Origin of the sequence: Geobacter sulfurreducens PCA (assembly GCF_000007985.2) — a bacterium.
Lineage (GTDB): Bacteria > Desulfobacterota > Desulfuromonadia > Geobacterales > Geobacteraceae > Geobacter > Geobacter sulfurreducens.
In genome coordinates, this window is the sequence record NC_002939.5 from 898,966 (window position 1) to 925,795 (window position 26,830).

At 61.2% G+C, this 26,830-nt stretch carries 27 protein-coding genes and 1 tRNA gene; 8 read left to right on the forward strand and 20 right to left on the reverse strand.

Annotated features, from left to right (window positions below; genetic code table 11):
* Window positions 1-2: 2 nt before the first annotated feature.
* From GS_RS04220 to GS_RS04250, 7 genes are all read right to left on the reverse strand, one after another.
* Entirely contained in the window at window positions 3-2,267 is a 2,265-nt protein-coding gene (locus GS_RS04220; protein WP_010941506.1) for a hybrid sensor histidine kinase/response regulator, read from the reverse strand.
* A 310-nt stretch (window positions 2,268-2,577) separates the two neighbouring features.
* Window positions 2,578-3,912 carry an FAD-dependent oxidoreductase gene (locus GS_RS04225; RefSeq protein WP_010941507.1) on the reverse strand — a complete coding sequence of 445 codons (1,335 nt, stop codon included), beginning with the start codon at window positions 3,910-3,912 and terminating at the stop codon, window positions 2,578-2,580.
* Window positions 3,913-3,963: 51 nt separating this feature from the next.
* Window positions 3,964-5,814, reverse strand: a complete 1,851-nt coding sequence (locus GS_RS04230) for an SLC13 family permease (protein WP_010941508.1) — start codon at window positions 5,812-5,814, stop codon at window positions 3,964-3,966.
* Between the two features lie 23 nt (window positions 5,815-5,837).
* Window positions 5,838-6,149 (reverse strand): Rieske (2Fe-2S) protein, encoded by a 312-nt coding sequence (locus tag GS_RS04235; protein WP_010941509.1) that lies wholly within the window; start codon window positions 6,147-6,149, stop codon window positions 5,838-5,840.
* Window positions 6,150-6,168: 19 nt separating this feature from the next.
* Window positions 6,169-8,976, reverse strand: coding sequence for an aconitate hydratase AcnA (acnA, locus tag GS_RS04240; protein ID WP_010941510.1), 2,808 nt, complete (start codon window positions 8,974-8,976; stop codon window positions 6,169-6,171).
* A 201-nt stretch (window positions 8,977-9,177) separates the two neighbouring features.
* Window positions 9,178-9,336 carry a rubredoxin gene (locus tag GS_RS04245; RefSeq protein ID WP_010941511.1) on the reverse strand — a complete coding sequence of 53 codons (159 nt, stop codon included), beginning with the start codon at window positions 9,334-9,336 and terminating at the stop codon, window positions 9,178-9,180.
* Between the two features lie 78 nt (window positions 9,337-9,414).
* Entirely contained in the window at window positions 9,415-9,636 is a 222-nt protein-coding gene (locus tag GS_RS04250) for a ferredoxin (protein WP_010941512.1), read from the reverse strand.
* A gap of 268 nt (window positions 9,637-9,904) precedes the next feature.
* Between GS_RS04250 and ric the strand changes: the two genes are divergently transcribed.
* Complete coding sequence (gene ric, locus GS_RS04255; protein WP_010941513.1) at window positions 9,905-10,654, forward strand: iron-sulfur cluster repair di-iron protein; 750 nt, start codon at window positions 9,905-9,907, stop codon at window positions 10,652-10,654.
* Window positions 10,655-10,762: 108 nt separating this feature from the next.
* On the opposite strand, the gene GS_RS04260 is transcribed toward ric, so the two are convergent.
* Window positions 10,763-10,860, reverse strand: a tRNA-Sec gene (locus GS_RS04260).
* A gap of 187 nt (window positions 10,861-11,047) precedes the next feature.
* Here GS_RS04260 and GS_RS04265 point away from each other — a divergent pair.
* Both GS_RS04265 and GS_RS04270 read left to right on the forward strand, forming a co-directional pair.
* The gene (locus GS_RS04265; RefSeq protein ID WP_010941514.1) at window positions 11,048-11,854 is read left to right on the forward strand and encodes a DsbC family protein; all 807 of its coding nucleotides are present in this window, start codon (window positions 11,048-11,050) and stop codon (window positions 11,852-11,854) included.
* A gap of 18 nt (window positions 11,855-11,872) precedes the next feature.
* On the forward strand, window positions 11,873-12,598 hold the full coding sequence (locus GS_RS04270; protein WP_010941515.1) for a rhomboid family intramembrane serine protease: 726 nt from the start codon (window positions 11,873-11,875) through the stop codon (window positions 12,596-12,598).
* A 4-nt stretch (window positions 12,599-12,602) separates the two neighbouring features.
* Here the strand turns inward: GS_RS04270 and GS_RS04275 are convergent, their stop codons facing one another.
* Window positions 12,603-13,040 carry an FxLYD domain-containing protein gene (locus GS_RS04275; protein ID WP_010941516.1) on the reverse strand — a complete coding sequence of 146 codons (438 nt, stop codon included), beginning with the start codon at window positions 13,038-13,040 and terminating at the stop codon, window positions 12,603-12,605.
* A 174-nt stretch (window positions 13,041-13,214) separates the two neighbouring features.
* Between GS_RS04275 and GS_RS04280 the strand changes: the two genes are divergently transcribed.
* The gene (locus GS_RS04280; protein WP_010941517.1) at window positions 13,215-14,549 is read left to right on the forward strand and encodes a hemolysin family protein; all 1,335 of its coding nucleotides are present in this window, start codon (window positions 13,215-13,217) and stop codon (window positions 14,547-14,549) included.
* A gap of 2 nt (window positions 14,550-14,551) precedes the next feature.
* A complete protein-coding gene (locus GS_RS04285; protein ID WP_010941518.1) occupies window positions 14,552-15,643 on the forward strand; it encodes an AI-2E family transporter in 1,092 nt (363 codons plus the stop codon).
* Window positions 15,644-15,654: 11 nt separating this feature from the next.
* On the opposite strand, the gene GS_RS04290 is transcribed toward GS_RS04285, so the two are convergent.
* A complete protein-coding gene (locus GS_RS04290; protein ID WP_010941519.1) occupies window positions 15,655-16,590 on the reverse strand; it encodes a TerC family protein in 936 nt (311 codons plus the stop codon).
* Between the two features lie 86 nt (window positions 16,591-16,676).
* Complete coding sequence (htpX, locus tag GS_RS04295; RefSeq protein WP_193360263.1) at window positions 16,677-17,537, reverse strand: zinc metalloprotease HtpX; 861 nt, start codon at window positions 17,535-17,537, stop codon at window positions 16,677-16,679.
* 362 nt (window positions 17,538-17,899) lie between these two features.
* Here htpX and GS_RS04300 point away from each other — a divergent pair, with 362 nt between their 5' ends.
* Together GS_RS04300 and GS_RS04305 are read left to right on the forward strand one after the other, a co-directional pair.
* Window positions 17,900-18,478, forward strand: coding sequence for a TMEM165/GDT1 family protein (locus GS_RS04300; RefSeq protein ID WP_010941521.1), 579 nt, complete (start codon window positions 17,900-17,902; stop codon window positions 18,476-18,478).
* A 137-nt stretch (window positions 18,479-18,615) separates the two neighbouring features.
* A complete protein-coding gene (locus GS_RS04305; protein ID WP_010941522.1) occupies window positions 18,616-19,497 on the forward strand; it encodes an energy transducer TonB in 882 nt (293 codons plus the stop codon).
* A 37-nt stretch (window positions 19,498-19,534) separates the two neighbouring features.
* Here GS_RS04305 and galU read toward each other — a convergent pair whose 3' ends face one another.
* The 9 genes from galU to ubiE form a co-directional block, all read right to left on the reverse strand.
* A complete protein-coding gene (gene galU, locus GS_RS04310) occupies window positions 19,535-20,404 on the reverse strand; it encodes a UTP--glucose-1-phosphate uridylyltransferase GalU (protein ID WP_010941523.1) in 870 nt (289 codons plus the stop codon).
* 13 nt (window positions 20,405-20,417) lie between these two features.
* Entirely contained in the window at window positions 20,418-21,323 is a 906-nt protein-coding gene (locus GS_RS04315) for a methylenetetrahydrofolate reductase (protein WP_010941524.1), read from the reverse strand.
* Window positions 21,320-21,967: a methylenetetrahydrofolate reductase C-terminal domain-containing protein gene (locus tag GS_RS04320; protein ID WP_010941525.1), complete on the reverse strand. Its 648-nt coding sequence runs from the start codon at window positions 21,965-21,967 to the stop codon at window positions 21,320-21,322. Before GS_RS04320 ends, GS_RS04315 begins: the two co-directional genes overlap by 4 nt.
* 18 nt (window positions 21,968-21,985) lie before the next feature.
* Entirely contained in the window at window positions 21,986-22,843 is an 858-nt protein-coding gene (gene folD / locus GS_RS04325; protein WP_010941526.1) for a bifunctional methylenetetrahydrofolate dehydrogenase/methenyltetrahydrofolate cyclohydrolase FolD, read from the reverse strand.
* Window positions 22,844-22,999: 156 nt separating this feature from the next.
* Entirely contained in the window at window positions 23,000-23,251 is a 252-nt protein-coding gene (locus tag GS_RS04330) for an FmdB family zinc ribbon protein (RefSeq protein WP_010941527.1), read from the reverse strand.
* A 102-nt stretch (window positions 23,252-23,353) separates the two neighbouring features.
* Entirely contained in the window at window positions 23,354-23,671 is a 318-nt protein-coding gene (locus tag GS_RS04335) for a DUF167 domain-containing protein (RefSeq protein ID WP_041914001.1), read from the reverse strand.
* Complete coding sequence (locus GS_RS04340) at window positions 23,664-24,113, reverse strand: DivIVA domain-containing protein (RefSeq protein WP_010941529.1); 450 nt, start codon at window positions 24,111-24,113, stop codon at window positions 23,664-23,666. The genes GS_RS04335 and GS_RS04340 overlap by 8 nt, the downstream gene beginning before the upstream one ends.
* Window positions 24,113-24,427 (reverse strand): YggT family protein, encoded by a 315-nt coding sequence (locus tag GS_RS04345; protein WP_010941530.1) that lies wholly within the window; start codon window positions 24,425-24,427, stop codon window positions 24,113-24,115. Before GS_RS04345 ends, GS_RS04340 begins: the two co-directional genes overlap by 1 nt.
* Window positions 24,428-24,501: 74 nt before the next feature.
* Window positions 24,502-25,272: a bifunctional demethylmenaquinone methyltransferase/2-methoxy-6-polyprenyl-1,4-benzoquinol methylase UbiE gene (gene ubiE, locus GS_RS04350; RefSeq protein WP_010941531.1), complete on the reverse strand. Its 771-nt coding sequence runs from the start codon at window positions 25,270-25,272 to the stop codon at window positions 24,502-24,504.
* A gap of 118 nt (window positions 25,273-25,390) precedes the next feature.
* Between ubiE and cdaA the strand changes: the two genes are divergently transcribed.
* Window positions 25,391-26,803 carry a diadenylate cyclase CdaA gene (gene cdaA, locus GS_RS04355; protein WP_010941532.1) on the forward strand — a complete coding sequence of 471 codons (1,413 nt, stop codon included), beginning with the start codon at window positions 25,391-25,393 and terminating at the stop codon, window positions 26,801-26,803.
* The last annotated feature ends 27 nt before the right edge of the window (window positions 26,804-26,830 follow it).

Consider the following 26,830-nt stretch of genomic DNA (forward strand, 5'->3'; position numbering starts at 1 on the left):
TCTTATACTCTCCTGTCCAATATCCGTCGAACAGCCCGGGCCATTTCGTCTCTGTCAACCGGCTTCCGCAGGACGTCGGCAATGCCTGCCGAACGGGCTTGTTCAAGGATCGTTCGTTCATCCTGGTCGATAAAGCCGGAGCAAAGCAGAACCGGCACATCCGGCCGAAGGCGGCGTAGTGCACGGGTCAGTTCCGTTCCGGTCAGCAGGGGCATGGTCTGATCGGTGATAATCAGGTCGAAGAGCCCGGGTTGAGCGGTGAACAGCTTCAGCGCTTCGACACTGCCCGTGGTGGCAACAACGTCGTAGCCGAGCCGCCGTAACATCTCGCCGGTGGTGGCGACCAGGTCTTCTTCGTCATCCACATAGAGAATCCTCTCGTCCCCCCCGGCGGGTGCACCGTCAGGCGCGGCCTCCGGCTGTTCCTCGATCTGTTCCGCCCTCGGAATCAGGACCCGCACGGTCGTTCCGCTGCCGGGCTCGCTCTCCACCACGATCCCCCCGCCATGGTCCTTTACGATACCATAGACAACGGGCAGACCCAGTCCTGTTCCCCGTCCCTGCTCCTTCGTGGTGAAAAACGGATCGAAGATACGCTCCAGAACCTCGCTTCCCATGCCGTGTCCCGTATCTTTGACCGAAAGTTCCACATAGGGGCCGGCATGCAGGTCGGGATGAGTGCCGGTTATATCATCATGGAGGGTGACCGCGGTCAGGGTGACTTCGAGCATCCCCACCTTGCCGTGCATCGCATGGGCCGCATTGGTGCAAAGGTTCACGATGACCTGATGGATCTGGGTCGGGTCGATCGAAGCCATTGCGTCTTCGCAGGAGATGGTGGGACGAATGTCGATGGTTGTTGGCAGGGAAGCCCGCAGCAGTTTCAGGCATTCCTTTACGATCGGGGCTATTCGCACCGTTTGCCGTTTTTGCTCGCCTTGCCTGCTGAAGGCGAGAATCTGCGTGACCAGGTTCCTGCCGCGTTCGGCCGCATTGAGCACTATTTCAAGCAGCTCCGGGTTGCTTGCCCCCTCTTTTGCGTCATCAAGAGCCAACTCGGTACTGATAATTATGGCCCCCAGAATATTGTTGAAATCATGGGCGATCCCTCCGGCCAGTGTCCCCACGGCTTCCATTTTCTGTGCGTGGCGCAATTGGCTTTCCAGCTGCATCTCCGGCGTCACGTCACGGACAATGGCAACATAGCTTGCGACGGTGCCGGACGTCTCCCTGACCGGGGAAAGAATTACCTCGACATCCACATTGCTGCCGTCGTCCCGTACGATGACATATCTTCCGGTTCGCGTCCTCGCCTGGGCGACAACGTCGGTCAGTGCCTGAATGAATGGAGATCCGAAGAGCGATTTGCCGTAGTTGTGAATGCGCTTATTGATGATACCGGCGTGGTCTGTCCCGCTGATTCGTTCAAATGCCTGATTGACGTAGCGTATCAGCCCGTCGGGGGCAAAAAGGACAACCCCCTGCATGAACTGGTCAAGAACAGCGGCGAGAACCGCATGCTGTTTTTCAAGCTGGCATTTCTCGGCCTGAACCCGGAGCGTCGTAATCCCATGCGCGAGGTTGCCGGCCAGCTTCCGCAAGAGCTCGACCTCTTCCGGGGCAAAGGCGTCGGCACCGTCGGCGTATATGACGAGGGCGCCGAAGGCCCCTTCGTCGTCGGACAGCGGCAGCGATAGCACGGAAGAGGTGATGCGCCTGAAGAGTTCGCCGGCACCCTGTCTGGCATTGATGTTCCGCACGACATGAACGCCGGCAGCGAGCGCTTCCCGTGCCATCCCCTGTCCCATGTCCGAGTCGAGTTGAAACTTTGCATCCGTAACCGTACTTTCCCAGCACGCCACCGGCCGCACCGATGCCACTCCATCGGCCTCCGCAAACCAGGCCCATGCTTGACGATACCCTCCGTGTTCCACCGCAATCCGGCATACATCCTTGATGAACCCCTGCTCGTCGTCGGCACGCAGGAGAGCCTGGTCGCACTCGCTGAGGGTCGCAAGCGCACGGTTGGTTCTCCGCAGCGACTCCTGCGAGCGTATGATGGTCGCTTCTCTGCGGCGGACCAGCAGAAACAGCAGAACCGCCGACACGCCAATCAGAAGCACCCCGTTCAACGCGGTCAGCCACGCCGCCACTGGCTGCCCCCCGAATAGGGTGCCGATCAGGGCATTCGCCACCACCATCCACGCTCCGCCGGCCAGGGCATAGATGAGCGCGATCGACAGGGGAGTCAGTCTTGCTTTGAACACAGAAGGAATCGTTATGGGCATGGGATCGTCTTTTCCGGGCCTACCGTTTTGTCTTGGAGAATACATGATGATTGCACCGCAGACCGACGGCGGGTTCATCGTTCCGGTGAGTCTCGCTACTCCTGCTAACCGGCTCCACTTCTGACCAGCACGGTTGCACGGCACATACCAATGCCAGCCCTACGTCAACCCGCTGTTATTTCAACGCATTGCATTTCGCTACGTTGTGTCTGTCCGGAATTGTGTTCCTGCCACCAAGGGAGCCTCCTGCGTGGCAGGAAAATTCTTGCCGAACAGGACAGGCATCAGGTCACACGGCCTTGACCGCCTGGTTCGCCGCAATGAGGAGAGGATCCCACACCGGTGCGTAGGGGGGCGCGTAGCTCAGATCGAGCTCCGCCAGCTCGAAAACGGTCATCTGCTTGTACACGGCGACGGCAAGGACGTCGAGCCGTTTCGCCACCACGTCCTGTCCCACCATCTGGCCGCCGAGGAGCAGGCCGGTTCCCTTCTCGAACAGAAGCACGGTCCGCATGGTGCCTCCTCCGGGGAATGATCCCCTTGTCGGTGTGTCCACGTGGATTTTCCCGAAATCTGTCCCCATCTCCCGAAGCTGTCGTTCGTTGAGGCCGGTCGTGGCAATCGTCAGGTCGAAAAACTTGAACGCCGCGGTCTGATCGATGCCGTGAAACATCGTCATGGCATCGCGGTGAGCGATGTTGTTGCCCGCAAGACGCCCCTGTTTATTGGCCACGGGGCCGAGCGGCATGTAGCTGTTTCTCCCCAGTTGGCGGACATAGTGCTCTGCGCAGTCCCCGGCGGCAAAGACGCCGGGGAGGTTCGTCTGCAGGAACTGGTCGACTTTGACGGCCCCGGCCGCCCCGAGCTCGCCCCCGGCCGCGGCGAAGAGGCCGGTGTTCGGCTTCACGCCGATGGCAACGACCACGAGGCCGGCGTCGAAATCGCCTGCAGTGGTCCGTACCGTGGCGCCTTCCTTCCCCTGGACGTCCACGCCGGCGTGGAATTCGATCCCCTTTTCAGCAATCTTCTCCATCACCTTATCCCGGATCTCCGCTGCAAAGGCGGGGAGGATCGCCGGGGCCTTTTCCACGATAACCGGCCGGATCTTCATGTTGTAGAGGACGTCGGCCACCTCCAGATTGGTATACCCGGCCCCCACCAGAATCGCACAGGCTGGTGCCTGGTCATGGATCAGACGTTTGACCCGCCTCGTGTCGTCCAGGGTCTTGAAGTAGCAGACCGCCGGATCATCGAATCCGGGCAAGGGAAGGGGGGCGGGCCGGTTGCCCGTGGCATAGACCAGGAAGTCGTAGCGTTCGCGGTACTCCCGGTTCTGCTCATGGTCGACAACCGTAACCTCCTGCCGCCGGGGGTCGATGGCGACAGCTTCATGGCGGAGCCGGTAGTCGATGCCACGTCCGTTCCGGATCGTGTCGAGGCTCAGGGCATAGAGCGCTTCCACCGGCGTATCCTTGAAGAAGAGGTTATAGGGCATGCCGCACGCGGCGTAGGAAGGATCGCCGGACTTTTCCAGGACAATCACCTCTGCATCCCGGTCCGCGCGCTTGATCTGGCTGGCGGCGGACAACCCGCCGGCTACTCCGCCAATAATTACCGTTTTCATCTGATCACCTCCACGGGGTTGAGCTGATTTGTCCGGCTTTCTCCAGCCGTCTCAAAACGGGAAAAAAAGCGGCAGAACCAAAACCATCACTATCCCCATGACAACCTGAAGGGGCAGCCCTACCTTTATATAGTCACCGAATGTATAGCGGCCGGCCGACATGACGAGCGCATTGGGAGGCGTCGAAAATGGCGATGCAAAGCACATGCTGGCTCCAATCGAGACAGCGAACATAAACGGGTAGGGACTGACGCCGAGCTGTGCCGCTGCGTTCAGTGCGATCGGGGCGAGCAGCACCGCACATGCCGTATTGCTGATGAATAATGTTAACACGGATGTCGTGACATAAACTCCCGCAAGCAGCACGACCGGCCCATAACTGCCCAGGGAGCTTGCCAGGCTGTTCGACAGAAGTTCGGCGGCGCCGGTCTTCGCGATGGCGGTCGACATCGGAAGCATGCCGCCGATCAGGATAATGCTCTCCCAATTGATGGTTTTGTATGCGTCCTCCATGGTGCGAACGCAGCCCAGCAGCACCATCAGCACCGCTGCAATCATGACCGAGACAACCGCCGGAATAAGCTCGGTGACCAGCAGGACCACCATCAGCAGCATGATTCCCGCGGCAATGGGCGCTTTGTTGTCCATGGTAACCCTGCGCGACTCTTCGGCCGGCTGACCTATGACAACGTAATCGGCCTGCTCGGCGGAAAGCAGGGCGATGTCCTTCCAGGTGCCCTGGACAAGCAGGGCGTCACCGAAGAGCATCTTCTCTCCCTTCAGGTTATGCAGCAGCAGGCGGTCCTTTCTCTGGATGCCCAGGATGTTTACCCGGTATTTCTCGCGAAACCCGGATTGCTCGACCAGCTTGCCGATCAGGTTCGAGCCGGGAGTCAGCATGACCTCGGCGATGCCGATCTTCGCGGTCGCGTACTGCTCAGCGCCGGCCGGCTGTCTGTCCTCGGGAACCTGGTGATCCAGCAGGATCAGGCCATACTCCTTCGTAACCCGCCGCACCTGATCGAATGTGCCGTGGATATACAGGATGTCCCCTTCCTCAAGCACCGTAGCCGGTCCGGCAATCTCTTGGTCGATCGTCTTGAGGAATTGATTCCTTGCTGATGTTTTGCGCCGGATCTCGATGATATTCACTTCAAACCGGGCCGAGATATTCAATTCACTCAGAGTTCTCGATGCAACGGAGGATGTTGCTCCCACCTTTGCCCGGAACAGGTTGTCCGAGAGCTGATACTTCCGGGCGAGCTCGCCGGGCGAGCGCCCGCTGCGCGTCTTCTTCCCCGTCTCATTCCTCGGCAGGAACCGGCGCAGGAAGAGCAGGCTGACAAGCCCGACCATGAACCCGACCAGCCCGATCGGCGTGAATGAAAAGAAGGACAGCTTCCCGTATCCCGCGCTGACGAGCGTCTCCTGAATCACCAGGTTGGGCGGTGTCCCGATGAGTGTCAGGGTGCCGCCAAAACTGCTGGCAAAGGCCAGCGGCATCAGCAGTCTGCCCGGGTTGATGCGGGCGCTCGTGGCCAGGCTGACCACGATGGGCATCAACACCGCCACCGTGCCCGTGTTGCTTACCGTGGTGCCGAATGCCGCCGTCACAACCATCACCATGATCAGCAGAGTCGTCTCATTCGTCCCGGCCAGCTTCAGCAGCCTCCTGCTCACCTGCTTTGCCAGGCCGGTCTGAAATATGCCGCCACCCACGACGAACAGGCCGATCATCATCATGACAATCGGGCTGGAGAAGCCGGACAACGCCTCGTCCGGCGTCAGGATGCCGAAGAGCATGAGAAGAATCAACGCACTGACGGCAACGAGATCCGGGCGGATGATCCCGGAGATGAACAAGAGGGATGCCAGTGCCAGTATGGTTACGGTAACGATCACGATCTCGGCCCCATCTCAATCGTTCAGTCGGATTCGGTTGCCGTGCCGATCATGATATCGTCGCCAACCACCTCGACCCGGTAGGTTTTCAGGGTATAGCCGGGATGGTCGGTACAGGCGCCGTTGGCCAGATCGTAGTGCCAGCCGTGCCGCGGACACGAGATGGCGCCGTCCTTGACCACCCCTGCCAGCATCGGGCTTCCCTGGTGGGGACAATAGTTCTCGCAGGCTGTTATCGTTCCTTTGTCATTGATCAGCACCACTTCTTCGCCGTTGACGGTGACGAGCTTCTTGCCCCAGAGGGGGACTTCGGCGAGCTTTGCGGCAAACTGCATGTCGGTTTCCTCCGTTTCATTACAGTAATGCCTGGCGCAGCACATAGGGCAGAATTCCGCCATGACGGTAATAATCGAGCTCATTGGGAGTGTCGATACGGACCAGCACCTGGAATTCCTTGACGCTCCCGGCGGCGCTCCGGGCCGTGACCCGAAGCGTCCCGCCGGGAACAAGGGAGGCGAGCCCCTCGATATCATAAGTCTCCTGTCCGGTGAGGCGATGGGTCTCGCGGTTTTCACCCGCCATGAACTGGAGCGGCAGCACCCCCATGCCGATCAGGTTGGAGCGGTGGATCCGCTCGAAACTCTGAGCGATCACCGCGCGGACCCCCAGGAGCCTGGTCCCCTTGGCGGCCCAGTCCCGGGACGATCCGGTGCCGTACTCGGCACCGGCCACGACGATGAGGGGAATGTCGTCCTGCTGGTAGTGCATGGCAGCGTCGTAGATGGGCATCGTCTCTCCCTGGTCCTGCCCCGGCGGGAAGTAGTTCGTTATCCCCCCTTCGACACCCGGCACCAAGAGGTTTCTGATCCGGACGTTGGCGAACGTTCCCCGTACCATCACATCGTGATTGCCGCGCCGGGAGCCGTAGGAGTTGAAGTCTTCGGGCTTCACCCCCAGGGAGACGAGATGGCGGCCGGCCGGGGACTCCCGGGCGATGGCGCCGGCCGGGGAGATATGGTCGGTGGTGACCGAGTCTCCCAGGAGCGCCAGCACCCGGGCGCCACGGATATCGTCGACCGGTGCCGGCACGGCCATGACATCGGCGAAAAATGGCGGCTCCTTGAGATAGGAGGATGTTTCCTCCCACTGGTACAGTTCGCTCGCGGGAACGGGGAGCTCCTCCCAGGCCCCGTTGCCCCGCAGGATATCGGCGTAGCCGCGGCTGAAGTGCTCCGGCGTGACGTGGCGGCGCACCAGTTCGGCAACCTCCTCGTCGGCGGGCCAGATATCCTTGAGGTAGACCGGCTGGCCGTTCGGATCGACGCCGACCGGATCGCGGGTAAGATCCATGGCGATGTTGCCGGCCAGGGCATAGGCTACCACCAGGGGGGGCGAGGCAAGGTAGTTTGTCCGGACGTAGTTGTTGATCCGCCCCTCGAAGTTGCGGTTTCCCGACAGGACCGCCGCCACGGCGAGGCCGCCGTCCACAACGGCCTGGGCGATATGGTCGGGGAGCGGTCCGCTGTTGCCGATGCAGGTGGTGCAGCCAAAGCCCACCAGATGGAATCGCAGCCCTTCCAGGTATGCCATGAGTCCGGCGGAGGCGAGATAATCGGTCACAACCCGTGAACCCGGGGCAAAGCTGGTCTTTACCCACGGCTTGACCTGCAGGCCCCGCTGCACGGCATTTTTGGCAAGGAGCCCGGCGGCCATGAGGACCGACGGGTTCGAGGTATTGGTGCAACTGGTGATGGCGGCAATCACGATGGAGCCGTGGCAGAGGTTGTAGGCCACGCCGTCGGGCTGCCTGACCGGCACGCACCGCTCCAGTGGGCCGAGCTTTTCGTCCGGCGGGGCGATGGAAAGCTCCGGGGCCACATAGCGGGGAGCCCCCCCGTCGCCGAGCCAGCAATCCAGGATGCTCCGGTCGATGCGGGCCGCCTCGTTCTGCATGAGTCCGGCCAGGGATTTCCGGAATGAGCCGCGCACCTCTGCGAGGGGTATCCGGTCCTGGGGGCGGGAAGGGCCGGCCACACACGGCTCCACGGTGCCGAGATCCAGCTCGATGGTGTCCGAGTACCACGGCTCCGGCTGGTCGGGGCCGTACCACAGGCCCTGCTCCCGAAAATAGGCTTCGATGAGGGGTACCAGAGCGGCCCTGCCGGTGAGACGCATATAGTCGAGCGTCTGTTCGTCCACCGGGAAAACTCCAATGGTCGCCCCGTACTCGGGGGCCATGTTGCCGATGGTGGCGCGGTCGGCAACCGTGAGCGAGGCGAGCCCCGGACCGAGGAACTCCACGAACGCGCCGACCACCCCCTTCTTGCGAAGCATTTGGGTGACCGTGAGGACCAGGTCCGTTGCCGTTGCCCCGGGAGGTAGCCTTCCCGCGAGCCGAAACCCCACCACCCGGGGGATCAGCATGGAGCAGGGCTGGCCCAGGAGCGCCGCTTCCGCCTCGATTCCCCCCACCCCCCACCCCACGACCCCCAAACCGTTGACCATGGTGGTGTGGGAGTCGGTGCCGACGATGGTGTCGGGATAGATCCATTTCCCGCCATTCTGTTCGGCCACCACGACAACCCGGGCGAGGTATTCGAGGTTGACCTGGTGGCAGATGCCGGTATCGGGCGGTACCACCCGAAAATTGCGGAACGCCCTCTGTCCCCAGCGGAGAAACTGGTAGCGCTCACGGTTGCGCCGGAATTCGAGCTCGGCATTCGTCTCGGTCGACGCGAGCGTGCCGTACCGGTCCACCTGCACCGAATGGTCGATGATGAGGTCGGCTGGCTGCAAGGGATTGATCCGGGCAGGGTCGCCACCCAGACGTTTCAGGGCCGAGCGCATGGCGGCGAGGTCGGCGATGGCGGGCACGCCGGTAAAGTCCTGGAGCAGAACCCTGGCCGGCATGAACTGGATTTCACGGTCCGGGAGAGTCCGGGGATGCCAGTGGCCGAGCGCCACGATATCGTCGCGTTTGACCGTTACACCGTCCTCGCGGCGCAAAAGGTTTTCCAGAAGAATCTTGATTGAGTAGGGAAGGCGCGAAATGTCCGCACGGAACGACTCGGCGAACTTCGGCAGGGAGTGGTAGTTGTAGCGGGATCGGCCGACGGCCAGGATCGCTCGGCTCCCGAAACTGTCGGGGGTGTTTCGTTGCATGCTCTCACCTCACTCCGTTTTGTGCTGAATATCTATGCGGATTGTTCTGTCAGCAGTCCGGCCCTTTCTCCGCGTCCAACCCGTCGGCACTAGCGACCACGACGCCCACCACCTCCGGATGACGTGATGCTCCTTTTTCAGTAGCACGGTCGCTTTTTCTCCATTTTCTCCGTCCGCTCCGGTGCAGGCGCAATCTCCCGTTCAAGCTGGCACGAACATGTTTTTGGCGACTCCGCATGCCGGGCAAACCCACCCGTCGGGAAGTTCCTCAAAAGGAGTTCCGGGCGGGACACCGTTCAAGGGATCGCCCACGAAGGGATCATAGACATACTGACAGACGGTGCAGATCCAACGCTGCATGCACATGCTCCTTCTTCTCTCCGCCCCTGTTTCACGTGGCCGGCGGATGGCGGAGGCTTTTGCCGGCTGTGGTCCGGGTCAGGCAAAACTCCTCAGATAGTCGGGCTCGGTACTCCAGCTGATGCACGAAACCGGGCAGACATCAATGGCACCATGTTGGATATCGTCCTCGGATGCGCCATTGGGGTCGTAACACTCCGCCTTGTTTTCGTCATCGAAACGAAACACCTCGGAAACGTTGTCCACGCAGAGCCCGCAGCTTATGCATTCTTCCTTGTCAATCCATGGTGCCTTGATCATGGGCATCCTCCAGGTAAAAGTTTAGGCGCCGAACATGTTCGGCGCCTTCTTGGACACGTAACAAACCTGAATATAGTTGCGGCGAGTAGGACTAAGGGTACTACACTTCCCGCAGAATACAACTCAGGCAGATGATTGGTGAGTTGATTCAGGTCGATAACGACTATCGGCCGATCGGCATTAACTGAGCGCTTCCGGCGGAAACTTGAACGTGCAGGGGAATGTGATAACGTTAAGTGCATTTCCCGCCCGCTCGAAAGGAGGAACAATGAACGAGCCGAAGAATCCACGAGGGGAAGAAACAGCAGGCAAGACCATCGGCGAGTTTGTTGCCGAGGACTACCGGACGGCGGGCGTTTTCGAGAAATACGGGATTGACTTCTGCTGCGGCGGAAATAGTGCGCTTTCTGCCGCCTGCCGGCAAAAGGGAATCGACCCGGCTCTGATCGTGCTGGAAATTGAGGCTGCGAAGACCGACCCCGTCGCACGGAGCGAGAACTTTGCGGCGTGGGAACTTCCGTTTTTGGCAGACTATATCGTCGCTGTTCACCATGGGTACATCAAAGAGAATATCGGGCAGATTGTCTCCCATACCCACAAGATTGCCGAGGTCCACGGCCCCCGGCATCCCGAGTTGGCCGAAATCGCCGCTATGTTCGAGAAGATTGCAGCCGATCTGGCAGCCCATTTGCGCGAGGAGGAAGAAATCTTTTTTCCGGCCCTGAAGCGGGCCGACTCAGCAGGAAAGGCAGGGAAGAAACCAGCGCAACAGGATGTCGACGCAATCAGGGGAGATTTGATAAGGCTGCGCCGGGAGCACGAGGAGGTGGGCGATAGGGTTCACGCCATTCGCCATCTCGCCAGAGATTTTACGGTCCCCGGCGACGCTTGTAACACCTACGCGGTCACGTACAAGCAACTTAAGGAATTCGAGGATGATCTCCACAAGCATGTGCACCTCGAAAACAATATCCTTTTTCTGAAAGCAGAAAGAGACCTGATCCCCTCGCTGGTATGAGGGGTGCCTGGCGAACACGCAGCTCTGGGCCGGCCGGGGAGGTAGACTTAATCTTGTCTAAGGTGCGAGGGGATGCTCATGTCTGCAGCTGTGCCAGCCTGCAATAATTGGCGGAGGTACATGGGAATCGAACCCACCTGGGAGTTTTCTCAACCCCCACACCGGTTTTGAAGACCGGGCGGCCCACCAGCGACCGACGTACCTCCGTATGGGGCGGGACATCAACGAAAAAGACATTCGTAAAATAGAATATTTTCGCCTTGATGACAACACCTATTTTCCGGCCATTCCCGTTTAGTCGCGACGGGGGTTTTAGGATATGTAACTTGATGAAACCTATATTAAATGGTATCACTGAACCCATTAAGCGAAACGTTTTACCACGGAGGTATCATGACGAAACGACTGATCAACTCCTGTCTGGTCGGGGCGCTGGTTGCCGTACTGGCAGCAGGCTCAGCCCTCGCTTCCCCGAAGGAGGGGGCCAAAGAGGAGAGCCCCGAAGCGACGATCAAGGCGCTCTTCCCAACGCTGCCTCTGACAAGCGTTAAGAAAACCCCAATCGACGGCCTCTTCGAGGTGATTACCGACGGCAACGTCATCTACATCTATCCGAAGACCGGCAACGTCATCATCGGCAATCTCTTCACCAAGGAGGGCAAGAACCTGACGGCAGAGGCGAGCAACCGCCTGGTAGCGGATCGCTACAAGCTCATCACCGCCGCCGACAAGGAGAAAGCGGTGAAAGTCGGCAACGGCAAGTACGAGGTCATCGAGATCACCGACCCCGATTGCCCCTATTGCCGCAAGATGCACGAGTACTGGGGCCGCAGGCCCGACGTGACCCGTTACGTCTTCTTCCTTCCCCTTGCCATGCATCCCGATGCCGAGAAGAAGATCCGCTACATCCTGTCCGCCGAGAACAAGGAACTGGCCTTCTGGGAAGTCTATTCGGGCGAGTTGGACAACAAGCGTGAGATCCTTGACGCCCCCCGGGACGACAAGGGGCTTCTCGCCGCCCACAAGGCGATCGTGGCCAAGCTGGGCGTGAACTCTACTCCCACCTTCTGGGTGCAGGGAACCTATGTGAACGGCGCCAATACCCAGCTCATCGAGAAGGTGATCGGCACGTGCAAGACCGCCGAGGGCATGGCTCCCGGTGCTCCTGTCAAGTGCGAGGACGAGGGGCAGAAGAAATAGCGGAGGCCTCGCACTTCCGTGATCCCGCTCAAGGACTACAACCCGACGCGACGCTTGCCGGTGGTGAGCGTCGCGCTCATCATTCTCAATTGTGCCGCGTTCCTGTTCGACCGTTACACCGGCCACTACGAGCCGCTGATCGTTGAGACGGCCCGGGGGCTGGTCCGAACGCGGCAGTTCGTCGGAGGACTGTCGGCGGACTACTCGCTGGTTCCCGCCGTGCTTACTTCCCATCCCCTCCTTGCCTTGCCCACCATCATCACCTCAATGTTCCTCCACGGCAACTGGCTCCACATCGGCTCAAACATGCTCTACCTCTGGATATTCGGCAACAATGTGGAGGATGTGCTGGGGCGGTTCCGCTTCGTGGTGTTCTATCTGGGCTGCGGCGCCGTGGCGGCCCTGGCCCAGGTGGCAAGCGCGCCCGGTTCCGATATCCCGATGGTGGGGGCCAGCGGCGCCGTTGCCGGCGTGATGGGGGCCTATCTGCTCCTGTTCCCCCATGCGCGGATACTGACGCTGGTGCCGATCATCTTCTTTTTTACCTTCATCGAAGTACCGGCATTCATCATCATCGGCTGGTGGGTGCTCATCCAGTTCCTGAACGCCAACTGGCTCGGCGGGGGGGAATTGCGTGGCGGCGTGGCCTATTTCGCACACATCGGCGGGTTTGTGGCCGGGATTGTAGGTCTCTGGCTTTTCGGGGCGGCGCGCCGGGGGGGCAGGCCCTACCGGCGCTGGTAGTTTTTCACGGAGATCCGTAGAAGGTGTGGAACCGGGAGATGCCGCTCATGCGCTCTTCCGACAGGTAGTACCGGTAGAAAAACCGTATGGTCTTGGGTTTCGCCGTCATTACGGCACGCACCGGGATGGAGAAGTCGGCACGTTCGCCGATGGCGAGCTGGTTGGGGAAGAAAAGGAACGACCCCGTCCCGATGGGCGTGCCCCCTTCGTCCAGCAGCGTGGCAGTCAGTTCCAGGTCGCGGATGTAGTAATAGGTCCTGTTCTCGGCCACGCCGTCGATGGTAGCGCCGTCGGGGCCGATCGTGGTTTTCCAGGAAAAGGCAAAGTCGAAGAATTCGTAGCTGTTCGGGTAGGTTTCGGCCGGACGCAGGGACACGGCCGTTTGAGCGCACCCGGCGGTCAGGAACAGCATCAGGGCGAGCAAGAGGTGTTTCGCGTGCATGGGACCCCCTTCGCATGGCTGCCGCGCCATTAATGATATACCGATACCGAACGGATTTTCGGCTTCTTTGGCCGACACTGATGTTACTATGCCAAATTTGTGCTACCATTCAACTGCTGAATGTGATGCAGTGCATGAATTCTTTCCATTCCCGGGAGGTACGTTTCAACATCCATGATTGAAGAATTATTGGTCATCTTTGTCCTGATTCTCGGCAATGGTTTTTTTGCCGGCTCGGAGCTTGCCATCATTTCCGCCCGCAAGGGAAGAATTGCCCAGCTGGTCGAAGCCGGCGACTCCCGCGCCCAGATTGTTGAACGACTCCAGAATGATCCGCACCGCTTTCTGGCCACGGTCCAGGTAGGGGTGACGGTGGTTGGCTCTCTTGCCTCCGCCGTGGGCGGCGCTGCGGCGGTGCAATCGGTCAAACCGCTGCTGGAGGCGGTTCCCGTCGACTTCATCCGCCATGCGGCTGAGCCTCTGGCCATCGGCCTGGCAGTCGTATTCATCTCCTATCTCTCCCTCATCTTCGGTGAACTGGTCCCCAAGACCGTGGGACTCCAGTATGCTGATCAGATGGCGCTTCGCGTGGCCAAGCCGATCAGCTCCCTGGCAAAGGTCGCGGGAGTGGTGGTCAGCTTTCTCACCATTTCCAACAAGGCAGTGCTCGCCATGATGGGGATCAAGGCCGAGGGGAGCCAGGCCTTCGTCACCCGCGAGGAGGTTCAGCACATCGTTGCCGAGGGGCACGAGGCGGGGGTGTTCAGCGCCACCGAGCAGGAGTACATCAGGAACATCTTCGATTTCACCCACACCTGCGTCCGTGAGGTGATGGTGCCGCGCACCCGCATGGTGGCGCTCGATCTGGCGCGTCCCCGGATGGAGCTGGTCCGGGAGGTGCTGGACAACATGTATTCACGCTATCCGGTTTACCGCGAGAGCATCGAGAACGTCGTAGGCTTCATTCATGGCAAGGATCTGCTGGGGAGGACCGTGACCGATCCGGAATTCGCCATGGAATCGATCGTCCGCCCTCCCTTCTATGTGCCCGAAGGGAAAAAGGTCAACGAACTCCTCAAGGAGATGCAGCGGCTCAGGATTCACATGGCGCTGGTAGTCGACGAGTATGGCGGCATCAGCGGCCTGGTCACCACGGAGGACTTGCTGGAGGAGCTGGTGGGCGAGATCGAGGACGAACACGACATCGGCGAGCCCGGGACCGTGCAGCGGCTGCCGGACGGCAGTCTGCTGGTGGACGCCCTCATGTCGATCGGAGACCTGGCAGACCTGCTCAAGATCAAGCTGGAAGAGGATGTGCCCTATGACACCCTTGCTGGCCTCATTCTCGACCAGTTGGGACGCTTCCCCGAGCGGGGCGAGACGGTTGAATGGGACCGCTTCAGCCTCATCTGCGAGGAGGTCAAGCAGACGGCGATCGTCAAGGTGCGCATCGTGGAAAATCTGCCGCCCCAGGCGGGTGACGAACAGTACGGAACGGAGCACGAGTAGGCATGGACCGGGGACACTTTTTCGCGCTGCTCGGTTTTCTGGCCGTTGCCCTCATGCTGTACCTCGTCTATGCCATTGTGGCGCCGTTCCTGGCGCCGCTGGGATGGGCCGCCGTCATCGGCGTGCTCACCTTTCCCCTCTACCGGAAGCTCCGGGCCGGGGTCGGCGGCAGGGAGTTGCTTGCCGCGGGAATAATGACCCCCGCAGTGGTCATCACCCTCGTGGTCCCCGTGGTCGGCCTCACGTTCTTCATCATCCAGGAAGCGACCCTCGCCTACCAGTTCCTGGAACGGGTCGCCGCCGACGGAGGAGAGGCGGTGCTGGCCAAGATTCGGGCCCACCACCTGATACACCCCTGGATTACGCGGATCGAGGCTTACACCGGCCCCCTCAGCCTTGAGATCGACACCACCTTTCTCCCCGAGGTGAAAGAGGTGGCGGCCAAGATCCTCGGTTACTCCAAGGAGGCGGTCAAGAACGCCTTCCTCTTTATCCTCAAGATTATCCTGATGGTGATTGCCCTGTTCTTCATCTATCTCGACGGCGAACGGGTCCAGCGCCGGGTTCTCGCGATCATTCCCCTCACCGAGCAGCACAAGATCGAACTTTCCGATACCGTTCGGCGGGTGCTCACAGCGGTCATGTTCGGCGTTTTTCTCACCTGCCTCGTGCAGGGCGCCCTCGGTGGCATCGGCCTGTTGGTTGCCGGTATCCCCTCGCCGGTCCTCTTCGGAGCCATAATGGCAGTCTGCGCCCTGATCCCGGTGGTGGGAACGGCCCTCATCTGGTTGCCTGCCGCTATCTACCTGCTGCTTAACGGGCAAATAGTCCAGGGGGTCGGGCTCATGATCTGGGGATTTGCCGTGGTTAGCTCCATCGACAACGTGATCCGTCCCTTTTTCATCAGCGGCAAGGCCAAGCTGCCGGTGCTCGTCATCGCCATTGGCGGCCTGGGAGGTCTTGCCTCCTTCGGGCTGCTGGGGGCCGTGATCGGTCCCCTCGTGCTTGCCTTGTTCCTGGCACTCTTCGATATGTATCAGGAGGAAATGGCGGGACGCGACGATGACGCCGGGCCCCGCCCGGGGGAGGGTTAGGGAAGGCTTGGTTATCCGCGCTGGGCGGTGCGGGTTCTCCGGTTGCCGATGGTGACCGAGGTGAGGATCGAGATTGCCAGCACCCCCACGATGGTTCCCAGGGAGAAGATGATGGGGATGTGGTAAATGTCCACCAGCAGCATCTTCACCCCCACGTAGGCCAGGATGACGGACACGCCAAGCTTCAGGTAGACGAACATCTCCATTACGTTGGCCAGCAGGTAGTAGAGGGAACGCAGTCCCATGATGGCGAACACGTTGGAGGTGTACACGATGAAGGGGTCCCGGCTCACCGCCAGCACCGCCGGAATGGAGTCCACGGCAAAGATCAGGTCGCTCGACTCCACCATGACCAAGGCCAGGAATAGCGGCGTGGCCGCCCGCACCCCTCCCTTCTTGATGAAGAAGCGGTCGTCGCGAATACGTTTGGTGATCGGTACCAGCTTGCGCACGAGCCGCACTATGGGGTTTTTTTCCGGCTCGATCTTTTCCTCTCCGCCGAAGGCCATCTTGAATCCCGTCACCACCAGAATTCCGCCGAACACGTAGATCATCCAGTGGAACCGTTCGATCAGCTCTATGCCTGCCAGGATGAAGATCGCCCGCAATACCAGCGCGCCGATGATTCCCCACTTGAGGATCTTTGGCTGGTGGACCTTGGTGATGTGGAAGTAGGTGAAGATCATGATGAAGACGAAAAGGTTATCCACCGACAAGGACTGTTCGATGAGATAGCCGGTGAAGAACTCCATCGCCTTTGTGGGACCCATTTCAAAGTAGATCCAGGCGTTGAACGAGAGAGCCAGTGAGACCCAGACCAAGGTCCAGGTCAGGGCTTCGCGAAACTTGATCTCATGACTCTTGCGATTGAACACCCCCAGGTCGAGGGCGAAAACAACCAGCATAATGACGGCAAAGCCGATCCACATCATCGTAGTGATTTCCATTCAGAGTAACTCCGGGATCTGTGACTGGAGGACGGGGCGGAAGGTTACCGGGGTATGCTCCTTCCGCCCCGCCGCTGCAAGGGGCGCTAGAAATTTCTACTGTACGCCATGGCTTCGAGCCGGGCGATCCGCTCTTCCATGGGGGGGTGGGTGGAGAAAAGCTTGAACAGCGAACTGCCGCTGAGCGGGTTGACGATGAAGAGGTGGGCCGAAGCCGGCGACGCCTGCTGCATCGGGATCATTTGGGACGCCATCTGGAGCTTGCGCAGGGCATTGGCCAGGGACTGGGGATTGCCGCAGATGCGCGCACCCGACTCGTCCGCCAAATACTCGCGGGAGCGGGATACCGCCATCTGGATCAGCATGGCGGCGATGGGGGCGATGATCGCCATGGCCAGGCCGCCGATCATGCCGCCGGCCCCTTCCTCGTCGTCGCTCCGGCCGCCGCCGAACATGGCCGCCCACTGGAGCATATTGCCGAGCATGGAGATGGCACCGGCAAAGGTGGCGGCGATGGTGGACACCAGGATGTCGCGGTTCTTCACGTGGGCCAGCTCGTGGGCCATGACCCCCTCGAGCTCCTCGGGGGAGAGGATGCGGAGGATGCCCTGGGTGGCGGCCACTGCCGCGTGATTGGGGTTGCGGCCGGTGGCGAAGGCATTGGGGCTGTCGCTGGGGATGATGTAGACCCGCGGCATGGGCAGGCCCGCCTGCACGGCCAGCCGGCGCACCATGCCGTAGAAGGTCGGGTTTTCGGTCTCGGTTATCTCCTTTGCCCCGTACATGGAGAGAACGATCTTGTCCGAGAACCAGTAGGAAAAGAAGTTCATGGCGCAGGCCATGAAGAAAGCGAAGACCATGCCGGTCTTGCCGCCTATGGCGCTCCCCATGGCCACCATGAGAAGGGTGAGCAGGGTCAGGAGCAGGGTGGTTTTGAGTCGGTTCATCATGTGTTGGTACCTCCGGTTGGTTATGCGTTGTGGCCGGGGCAAATAAAAAAAACCTTTACCCGCGGCGCGACTGAGCCGTGGATAAAGGTCTTGCATGCTGTAACGCTCAACATCGGAATCAATGTTTCACGAAGCCCCGGGCCCGGGTGTTGCCACCGTGATGACGAGCCGTGGGTCGGCGCGCACGGATGGATAACGCCGATTGCTACTCCCCTTTAACAAAGAAAATGATAATCAGCCGCCCCAGCGATGTCAAGGGTTTTCGTGGCGGCACATTCCGGTCCTTGCATATCTCCGGGACATGCGGTACCATCCCCGGTCTGTTTCCGCCCATAACCATTTTAAGAGGGACAATTTCCGTGGACGCAGCCGTTTTTTTTACGACCTTCGGTATTATCTTCCTGGCCGAACTGGGCGACAAGACCCAGCTTACCGCCATGGCCCTGGCCACCCGCTACCCCTGGAAGAAGATTTTCATCGGCATCGCCCTGGCGTTTGCCGTTCTCAACGTGGGCGCCGTGGCGCTGGGCAAGTTTCTCTTTGCCGTGCTGCCCATTTTCTGGATCAAGCTCGTCTCAGGCGGTCTCTTCCTCTTCTTTGGCATCTCTACCCTCCGGGGAGGAGACGGTGACAATGACGGCGAAAAAGGCCCCGCCTCGGCCCGAGGGCCGATGCTCACGGCGTTTCTGATGATCCTGCTGGCCGAGCTGGGCGACAAGACCCAACTCGTAACCACCAGTCTGGCAGCCCAGCACGAATCGCCTCTGTCGGTATTTGCCGGCTCGACCCTGGCCCTCTGGGGGGTATCGCTCCTGGGCATATTCATCGGCAAGCAGCTCATGCGGGTCATCCCCCTCGGCACGATTCACCGGGTGGCCGGGGTGCTTTTTCTCGTCTTTGGCCTCGTCATCCTCTACCAGACCTTCACCGGGCCCTGAGCGATTGCATTTTTCGGGGCGGCCCCGTACAATTGTCCCTGATTGAGCGGGTGTCGGCATGGTGATCTGCGGGCCGCTCCGACAGCCCCTGTCCAGTCGCCGTTCCCGTGATCCGGATTCCCCTCCCCGAGAGCCCGATGCCCGACAACTACGTCGAAAAATCGTTTCTATATCTCCTGATTCTTTCCCTTCTCCTTCATGCGGGCGTGTTCGCCCTTTTTCTCGTTTTCCCGCAGCAGAGGCAGGTGGTTCGCCAGGAGCCGATCATGATCGACCTGGAAGACATCCCCGATCTGTCCCCCCAGCCGCCGGCGACCGACAGGAAGGAGGCCCGGCGCTTTGCCGAGGATCGGCACCGTGTCCCCCGGGAAATGGCCCCTCGCGGCGATATGGACCGGGACCGGATTGCTTCGCTCCCCTCGCGGCAGCAGCCGCGGATGGTTCCCCGGCCTGCCCCGGCACAGCGCGAGCCGACGGCCCGTGAGCCGGCGCCGTCTCCCGGCGATATCCCCGTGCGGGAGCCCTCCCAGGGCGGGGGCGGTGTCCTGAGGCCGCGGACCAGGGGGGAGAATCTGCCGGAGATGGCCCAGCTCATGCCGAGCGCGGAGCGGCTGGCAAAGATCGAGGATAACTATAGAAAAAGATTCAGCGAGGATGTGGCGGAGGGGGACACCAAGTTTCTCGATACCGACGACATCCAGTTCGGCTCGTTCCTGCGCCGTTTCGAGAATGCCGTCTACGGCGTCTGGCGCTACCCGGCCGATGCGGCGCGATTGGGCATTGAGGGCGTTGTGCCGGTGAAGATCACCTTTAATCGCTCGGGTGAGATCGAGAAGTACGAGATCCTGCAGGGTTCGGGGAGCCGCATCCTCGACGACGAGGTGGGGCGGACCCTTTCTACCATCAAGAGGGGGGGCACGGTGGGGGGCTTCCCCCGCGGCTACACCAAGGATCACTTCCACCTGGTCGCCTTTTTCCAGTACGGCATCGTGCGGGGCGCCAGCCGTTCGCTCCGCTGACGCCGGCGCAGTCCGGCCATCCCCTTTATACCTGTTTTCAGCCCCTGGCCAGCACTTCCCGCAGATAGTCCCGGAACTCTTCGTTGAACTCCTCCCGTTTGAGGGCCATGTCCACCGTGGCTTTCAGGAAGCCGAGCTTGTCGCCGCAGTCGTGGCGCTTTCCCTTGAACAGGCAGCCGTAAATGGCCTCTTCCCGCGACAGGGTGAGCAGGGCGTCGGTGAGCTGGATTTCACCCCCCTTGCCGGGGGTCTGGCGTTCCAGGATGGGAAAGATGTCGGGGGTAAGGACGTAACGACCGATGATGGCCATGTCCGAAGGGGCCTCCTCGCGGCGAGGTTTTTCCACCAGGTCAGTCACCTCGAAGATCCGGTCGGTTATTCCCGTTGCCTTCACGCAGCCGTAGGAGGAGATGGCCTCGATGGGCACCTTTTCCAGGGCCACGACCGGACCCCGGTATTTACGGTAGACATCCAGGAGCTGGCCCAGGCAGGGTTGTTCCGCGTCGATGATGTCGTCCCCCAGCAGGACCGCGAAGGGTTCGTCGCCCACGAATTCCCTGGCGCAGAGGATGGCGTGGCCGAGTCCCAGGGCCTGTTTCTGCCGGACATAGAAAATCTTCACCATGTCGGCAATCTCCCGCACCTCCTGGAGCATGTCATCCTTCCCCTTTTCCTGGAGCAGCGCTTCCAGCTCGAAGGAGATGTCGAAGTGATCCTCAATGGCCCGCTTGCTCCGACCGGTCACAAAGAGGAGCTGCTCGATGCCCGAGGCAACCGCCTCCTCCACCACGTATTGGACCAGCGGCTTGTCGATCAGGGGGAGCATCTCCTTGGGAGATGATTTGGTTGCCGGAAGAAACCGGGTACCGAGTCCCGCCACCGGGAATACCGCTTTTTTTACCTGCATGATCCGACTCCTTTCAGATCGTAGTGTGTTCCTGACTGTCCCGTTCCACACCGGCAACGATGGCGGGGACCAGGTCCTCCCGCCCCATGGCCATGATGTGGACTCCGTCGCAGAAGGGTCTGACCGCCGCCACGGTCCGCCGGGCTATCTCGACGCCGGCGGCCAGCGGATCACTGGCACTCTCTAGCTCCGCAACAAGTTCGGGGGGGACCTTGAGGCCCGGCACCCGTTCGGTCACGTAACGGGCCATGCCGGGCGACTTCAGCAACAGGATGCCTGCGATGATTTTCATGCCTAGAGGGCGCGTCGCATCGGCGAACCGGGCGAACCGCTCCGGCGAGAAGACTGCCTGGGTCTGGAGGAATCGGGCTCCGGCAGCAGCTTTCTTCGCCAGCTTGGAGAGGGTGAGTGCAAAAGGCTCCGCTTCGGGGGCCGCCGCGGCTCCGGCAAAGAACGAAGTGGCGCCGGTCAGGGCCGTCCTCGAGAGGTCCCGTCCTTCATTGAGCCCGGTAATGATCCGCAGGAGCTGAACCGAGTCCAGGTCGAACACCGGCTTGGCCTCCCGGTGATCGCCGAAGGTGATGAAGTCGCCGGTGAGCGCCAGCACGTTGGTGATCCCCAGGGCAGAGGCGGCCAGCAGTTCGCTCTGGAGCGCCATCCGGTTGCGGTCGCGACAGGTGAGCTGAAGGATGGGCTCGATCCCTTCCCGTACCAGCAGCGCCGCCGGCGCCAGGGGGGAAATCCGCATGTTGGCCCCCTGGTTGTCGGTGACGTTCACGGCATCGACGGCCTGGCGCAGGGCCCGGGCCTTGCGGAGGAATTCGGTACAATTGCTCCCCTTGGGCGGGCAGATCTCCGTTGTGACGACGAAGTGGCCTGCGGCGAGGGCGGCGCTGAGTGATGACGGCGTACCGGTCATTTGTCGAGTTTCAGGTCCGCCGGCCGGCGGCAGGTGGAGAAGTCGGCAGGGGGAGTGGTTTCGGCCAGGGGACCCGTTTCCACCTGACCGTGGAGGCGGGTGAATATCTGGTGCCAGGCGCACTCGGCATCGGGTTTCACCTCGCAACGCCCTTCGTCCATACCTCCGCAGGGACCGTTGAGGATTCCCTTGGGGCAGAGCGTCACGGGGCAGATGCCGGCGGTCTCGTTCAGGCGGCAGGCCCCGCACAGGGAACAGCGCTGCTCGAACTGGCCGAACCGGCGGATATTGCCGAGGAAGAGGGTGTCGAGGCCCGCCACGGTCCGTTTGTCCGTGCTCGCGGAAACTGACTGGACCCCGGCGCCGCAGGCGAGCACCAGAAGCGCTTCGGCGCTGCGGACCATTTCGCCCTTGGCCCGGAGGTCCCGTTGAACCCGCAGCATGTGGCACGCCTCATCGATGACGAGGGAGCCGGTCACCTCCCGGCCCGCCTCGGTGAGGCGCTCCTGCATCTGCCAGACTTGCTCCTCGCCACCGGCCTTGCAGACGGTGGCGCACTTGGAGCAGCCGATCACGAAGACCCGCGAGACGCCGTCCAAGGCGGCCAGGATATCGGCGAAGGGTTTCTGCCTGCTGACTATCATCGTGATTCCGGTGCCAGGCTAGCGATTCCCGGAACCCGCCATTTTTGCGGCCTCAAGGGTGTTGTGAAGAAGCATGGTGATGGTCATGGGGCCCACCCCGCCGGGGACCGGCGTGATGGCCGAAGCCCGTTCGGCTGCTGCGGCGAACTCCACGTCTCCCACAAGTTTCTTTTCTCCCACCCGGTTGACGCCCACGTCGATGACAACCGCTCCTTCCTTAATCCAGTCCCCTTTGATCATCTCGGGGACCCCGACTGCGGCGATGACCACGTCGGCGGCCCTGACCCGGCCGGGGAGGTCGCGGGTCTTCGAGTGACAGATGGTGACGGTGGCGTTGCGCTGAAGGCACATCAGTGCCACTGGCTTGCCCACGATGTTTGAGCGTCCCACTACCACCACTTCCTTGCCGGCCAAGTCGACTCCCGCTTCTTGCAGCATCACCATTACGCCGTAGGGGGTGCAGGGCTGGAAGGTCGGCTTGCCGGTCACCAGGCGTCCCACATTGTAAGGATGGAAGCCGTCCACGTCCTTGGCGGGTGAGATGGCTTCCAGGACACGATCCGCGTTGATCTGCGGCGGAAGGGGGAGCTGCACGAGGATGCCGTGGATCGCCGGATCGTTATTGAGTTCGTTGATGAGCGCGAGGAGCTCCTCCTCGGTCGTTTCCGCGGGGCGCGTGATCTTCACCGAGTGCATGCCGAGCTTATTGCAGGCATCGCCCTTCATCCGGACGTAGACTTCGCTGGCTGGGTCGCTCCCCACCAGGACCGTGGCGAGGCCGGGGGTTATTCCCCTGGACTGCAGTTCTTTCACCTGGGCGGCGAGGTCCGCCCGGATCTTTTCGGCAATGGCTTTTCCGTCGATGATTGTGGCCATGGGTGGGCTCCTTCTGGATGTGCGTCCCGGCAGGGAAAAATGGTGAGAACAGCCACAGAATGATACGGAAAGGGGCCCTTGTTGTAAAGTCAGATTACCGGCCCCGCGGGATAAAAAAATCCCCCGGCAGGGCCAGGGGATCTTGTTGGCGCGGTCTTATGCCGCTGAGGGGCATCCTGCGCACGTGCCCCCCGAGGGGCAGGCAGGGGCCTCGGATTTGCCGGCTCCGCCGGAGCTGTAACCCTGAGCATACCAGCCGCCTCCCTTGAGGGCGAACCCGCTCTGGGAGATCAGCTTGTGTACGGGGCCTCCACAGGAGGGGCACTCGGAGGCCGGGGCATCGGAAAATTTCTGACGCAGCTCGAACTGCTTGTCGCACGCGTCGCAGCGGTATTCATAGAGTGGCATGAGACAACCTCCTGAAAAATCGTTACGATTTACTATAAGTATCCCCCCATCGGTTTGTCAACCCCACGGGAGCATTTTCGACGCCGCGCTGGATACTGCGGGCTACCGGCGGCTGTTTTCGAGCAGGGCCAGCACGGCGGCTGCGTCGGAGCCGGAAACCCTGATGGTTTTGTGGCGGGACTTTTCGCCGGCTATGATGGCGACGCAGGACTTGGGCACGCCGAGCCGCTTGGCGAGGAATTCGACGCAGAGGCGGTTCGCCTCACCCTCCACCGGTGGCGAGGTGAGCCGCAGCTTGATTGCTTCCCCCTGGACGCCGCAGATTTCGTTGCGCGACGCCCGGGGCTGCACGTGGACCGAAAAGGTGACGCCGTTGGCGGAATCGGTAATCCGCGGTGCAGGGGAAGGGGGGTCAGGCATCCTCAAGTGAGATCATCTTGTAGTGGGTGTCGAGCAGAGCCTTGAAGGCGCTTTCGAACTGGAGCTTCTGGCGACGGAGATCCTGAAGCTGCTCGTTAAGCTGCCCGAGCCTGCGCTCGGCGTCCACGAGGATTTTCTCCGCCTTCACCTCCGCCTCGGAGACGATGAGCGACGCTTCCTTCTGGGCGTTGGCCTTCATCTCCTCGGTGATCTTTTGAGCCGCGAGCATGGCCTCGCGCAACTCGCGCTCCTGGCGCGCCGTCTGCTCGGCGTCGGCGGCCGCTTTCCGGCACTGCTCACGCAGGTCGGTGTTTTCCCTGATGAGCCCCTCCATCTCCTGGGCCACCAACTGGAGAAACGAATCCACGTCCTCCGGGTCGATGCCGCCGAGCATCTTGCCCTTGAACTGCTGCTGCTGGATGTCGAGGGGGGTAATTTTCATCACATGGCCCCTGTGCCGAGCTTCATCCGGAAGGCGAAATCGTAGATGGTCCTGATCACGAAGCTCTGAATGAAGTAGATGGCGACCAGCACCAGGATGGGGGAGAGGTCGAGGCCCCCCAGGTCCGGAAGGATCCGCCGGACCCGGGAGAGGACCGGCTCGGTGCTGCGGTAGAGGAAATTCACGATCGGGTTGTAGGGATCGGGGTTGACCCAGGATATGATGGCCCGGGCGATGATGATGTAGAGGTAGATCGTCAGGAGAATGTCGGCGACCTTGGCGATGGCGAGCAGAAAATTGGCGACCACGAACATGGGGTGCCCCTTGGAGAGAAGTGACAACGGCCGTTGTTATACCGGAATCCGGGGCGTGATGTCAAGAAACTCCGCTATTTCAGCCCTTTTTCGCCGGTGTAGATGGTGGCTATGCCGAAGGTCTGGTCCCGGTGGGCGGTGTCGCGAAAGCCGACCGAGGCCATGAGCGCCTTGAACTCCTCCTGGCTCGGGAACTCCAGCACCGAATCGGGCAGGTACTTGTAGGCGCCGAACTGCGAGAACAGCCCGCCGATTACGGGAAGAACCCGGAGGAAATAGAACGAGTAGATCCTCTTGAAGAGCCGCGAACGGGGGGTGGAAAATTCGAGGATGACAGCCCGGCCGCCCGGCTTAAGGACCCGCAGCATCTCGGAGAGCCCCTGGCTGCGATCAACCACGTTGCGGATGCCGAAGGCGATGGTCACCGAATCGAACGTGTCGTCGGGGAAAGGGATCGCCTCGCAGGGGGCGATTTCCATGGTGATCCGGCCCGCGTAGGGGGAGCCGGCCACCTTGTCGCGCCCCAGGGCAACCATTCCCTCGGAAAAGTCGACGCCTACGATAGCGACCGACGGCGGCGTTTGCCGGGCAATCTCCAGGGCCACGTCGCCGGTGCCGGTGGCCACGTCGAGTACGCGCCCGCCTTCGCTCCACCGGATGCATTTGACGGCGTTTCGACGCCAGCGCCGGTCCACGCCGAAGCTAAGGAGCCGGTTAAGAAAGTCGTAGCGGGGGGCGATGTCGCTGAACATGTCGCGGATGCGTTCGCCTTTTTCCGTAAGCCGGTACATAGTTATTTTTCTGTCCTTGCAATCAAAGAAGTGATATAAATTCAGATTCTTCACGCATTCTGAACAAGTCTGTCGTTTGTAGCACAAAACGGCCCGGCCATGCCAGTACTTTCGAGGGACGGCATGCGGGCGGGGCCGGCTTCACCTTTTCCGGGAAAAATGGGGCAACCGCGTGTTTCACCTGATCCGCTGGCAGGATATCGCCGACATCATCATCATGAGCTTCCTGGCCTACCGTCTCTACAGCTGGTTCAGGCACACCCGCGCCATGCAGGTCCTGATCGGGCTCGGGATTCTGGCCGGGGTCTACTTCGTCACACGCAACCTGGGGCTGTTCATGACGAGCTGGATCCTCCAGGAGCTCGGCACAGTCCTCTTCGTCCTTATCATCGTCGTGTTTCAGGCGGAGATCCGCCAGGCCCTGTACCGCTTCAGCCTGTTGCGTACCTTCATCGGCCGGCAGGAGGGGGGCGGTGAGCTCGATCTGGCGGAATTGGGCCGCACCGTCTTCGGCTTGGCGCGGGAGAGGACCGGCGCTCTCATCGTTCTTCAGCGCCAGGAGGCCCTTGACGACTATCTCCTGCACGGGGTGAAGGTCGACGGACTCCCGAGCAGTCACCTCTTGGGCAGTATCTTCCGGAACGGTACCCCCCTGCACGACGGCGCCGTGATCATCAAGGACGGCCGGGTGAGCCAGGCGTCGTGCCACTTGCCGCTCTCCATGAAGACGGAGCTCCCCCAGAACTTCGGGACCCGCCACCGGGCCGGCATCGGGCTCAGCGAACGGTCCGACGCCGTGGTCATCATCGTATCGGAAGAGCGAGGAGAGGTGGGCATGGCGCTTGCAGGAGAGTACCGGAAGATCGCCTCGCCGGAGGAGTTTGCCGAGGTGATTCAAGGGCTTCTCTACCCCCAACGCCCGGAAAACGTTGCGTTTACTCTGCGCCAACGCCTCTTGCGCAACCTGGTGCCTAAAATTGTCACAACGCTTATTGTGATAGCAGGCTGGCTGGTGGTGACGACAAAAGAGGGCGGGATTTTTACAGTCACCGTGCCGATCAAGTTTCATAACCTGCCCCCCCGTTCGGTCCTCGTGAAGAGCGTTCCCGAGTCGGTGGAGGTCCAGCTCAAGGTTTTCACCAGTCTCATCCCGTCGCCTCGGCAGCTTGACCTGGTGGCCGACCTGAACCTGGCGGGCGTGCACGACGGGGTCAACAGCCTCGCGGTCAAGGACGACGACCTGAATCTTCCCCTGGGCGTGGTCGTCACCGGCATCAATCCGCCGATGGTGAAGGTGACCATCGCGGGCAAGGAGCGCAAGCAGCTCCGGGTGCGGCCGAAGCTGACAGGACAACTGCCGGGCAGGGCAAAGCTCAGAAGCGTGACCGCTGACCCCGATACGGTGGTTGTGGAGGGTCCCGGCCATCTCCTTGAAGGGCTCGAATCCCTGCCCACGGAAACCGTGGACCTTGCCGGTCTGCGCCGGGGCGGAGTCGTCGAGCGGCGGGTCGTGTCGCCGTCGCCCCAGATCAGGGTGTTGCGTGATGAGCCGGTGCGAGTGGTCGTGGTTACGTCTGTCAAGTAGTTGATTTGCTGTATTTTTTAAGGAAAG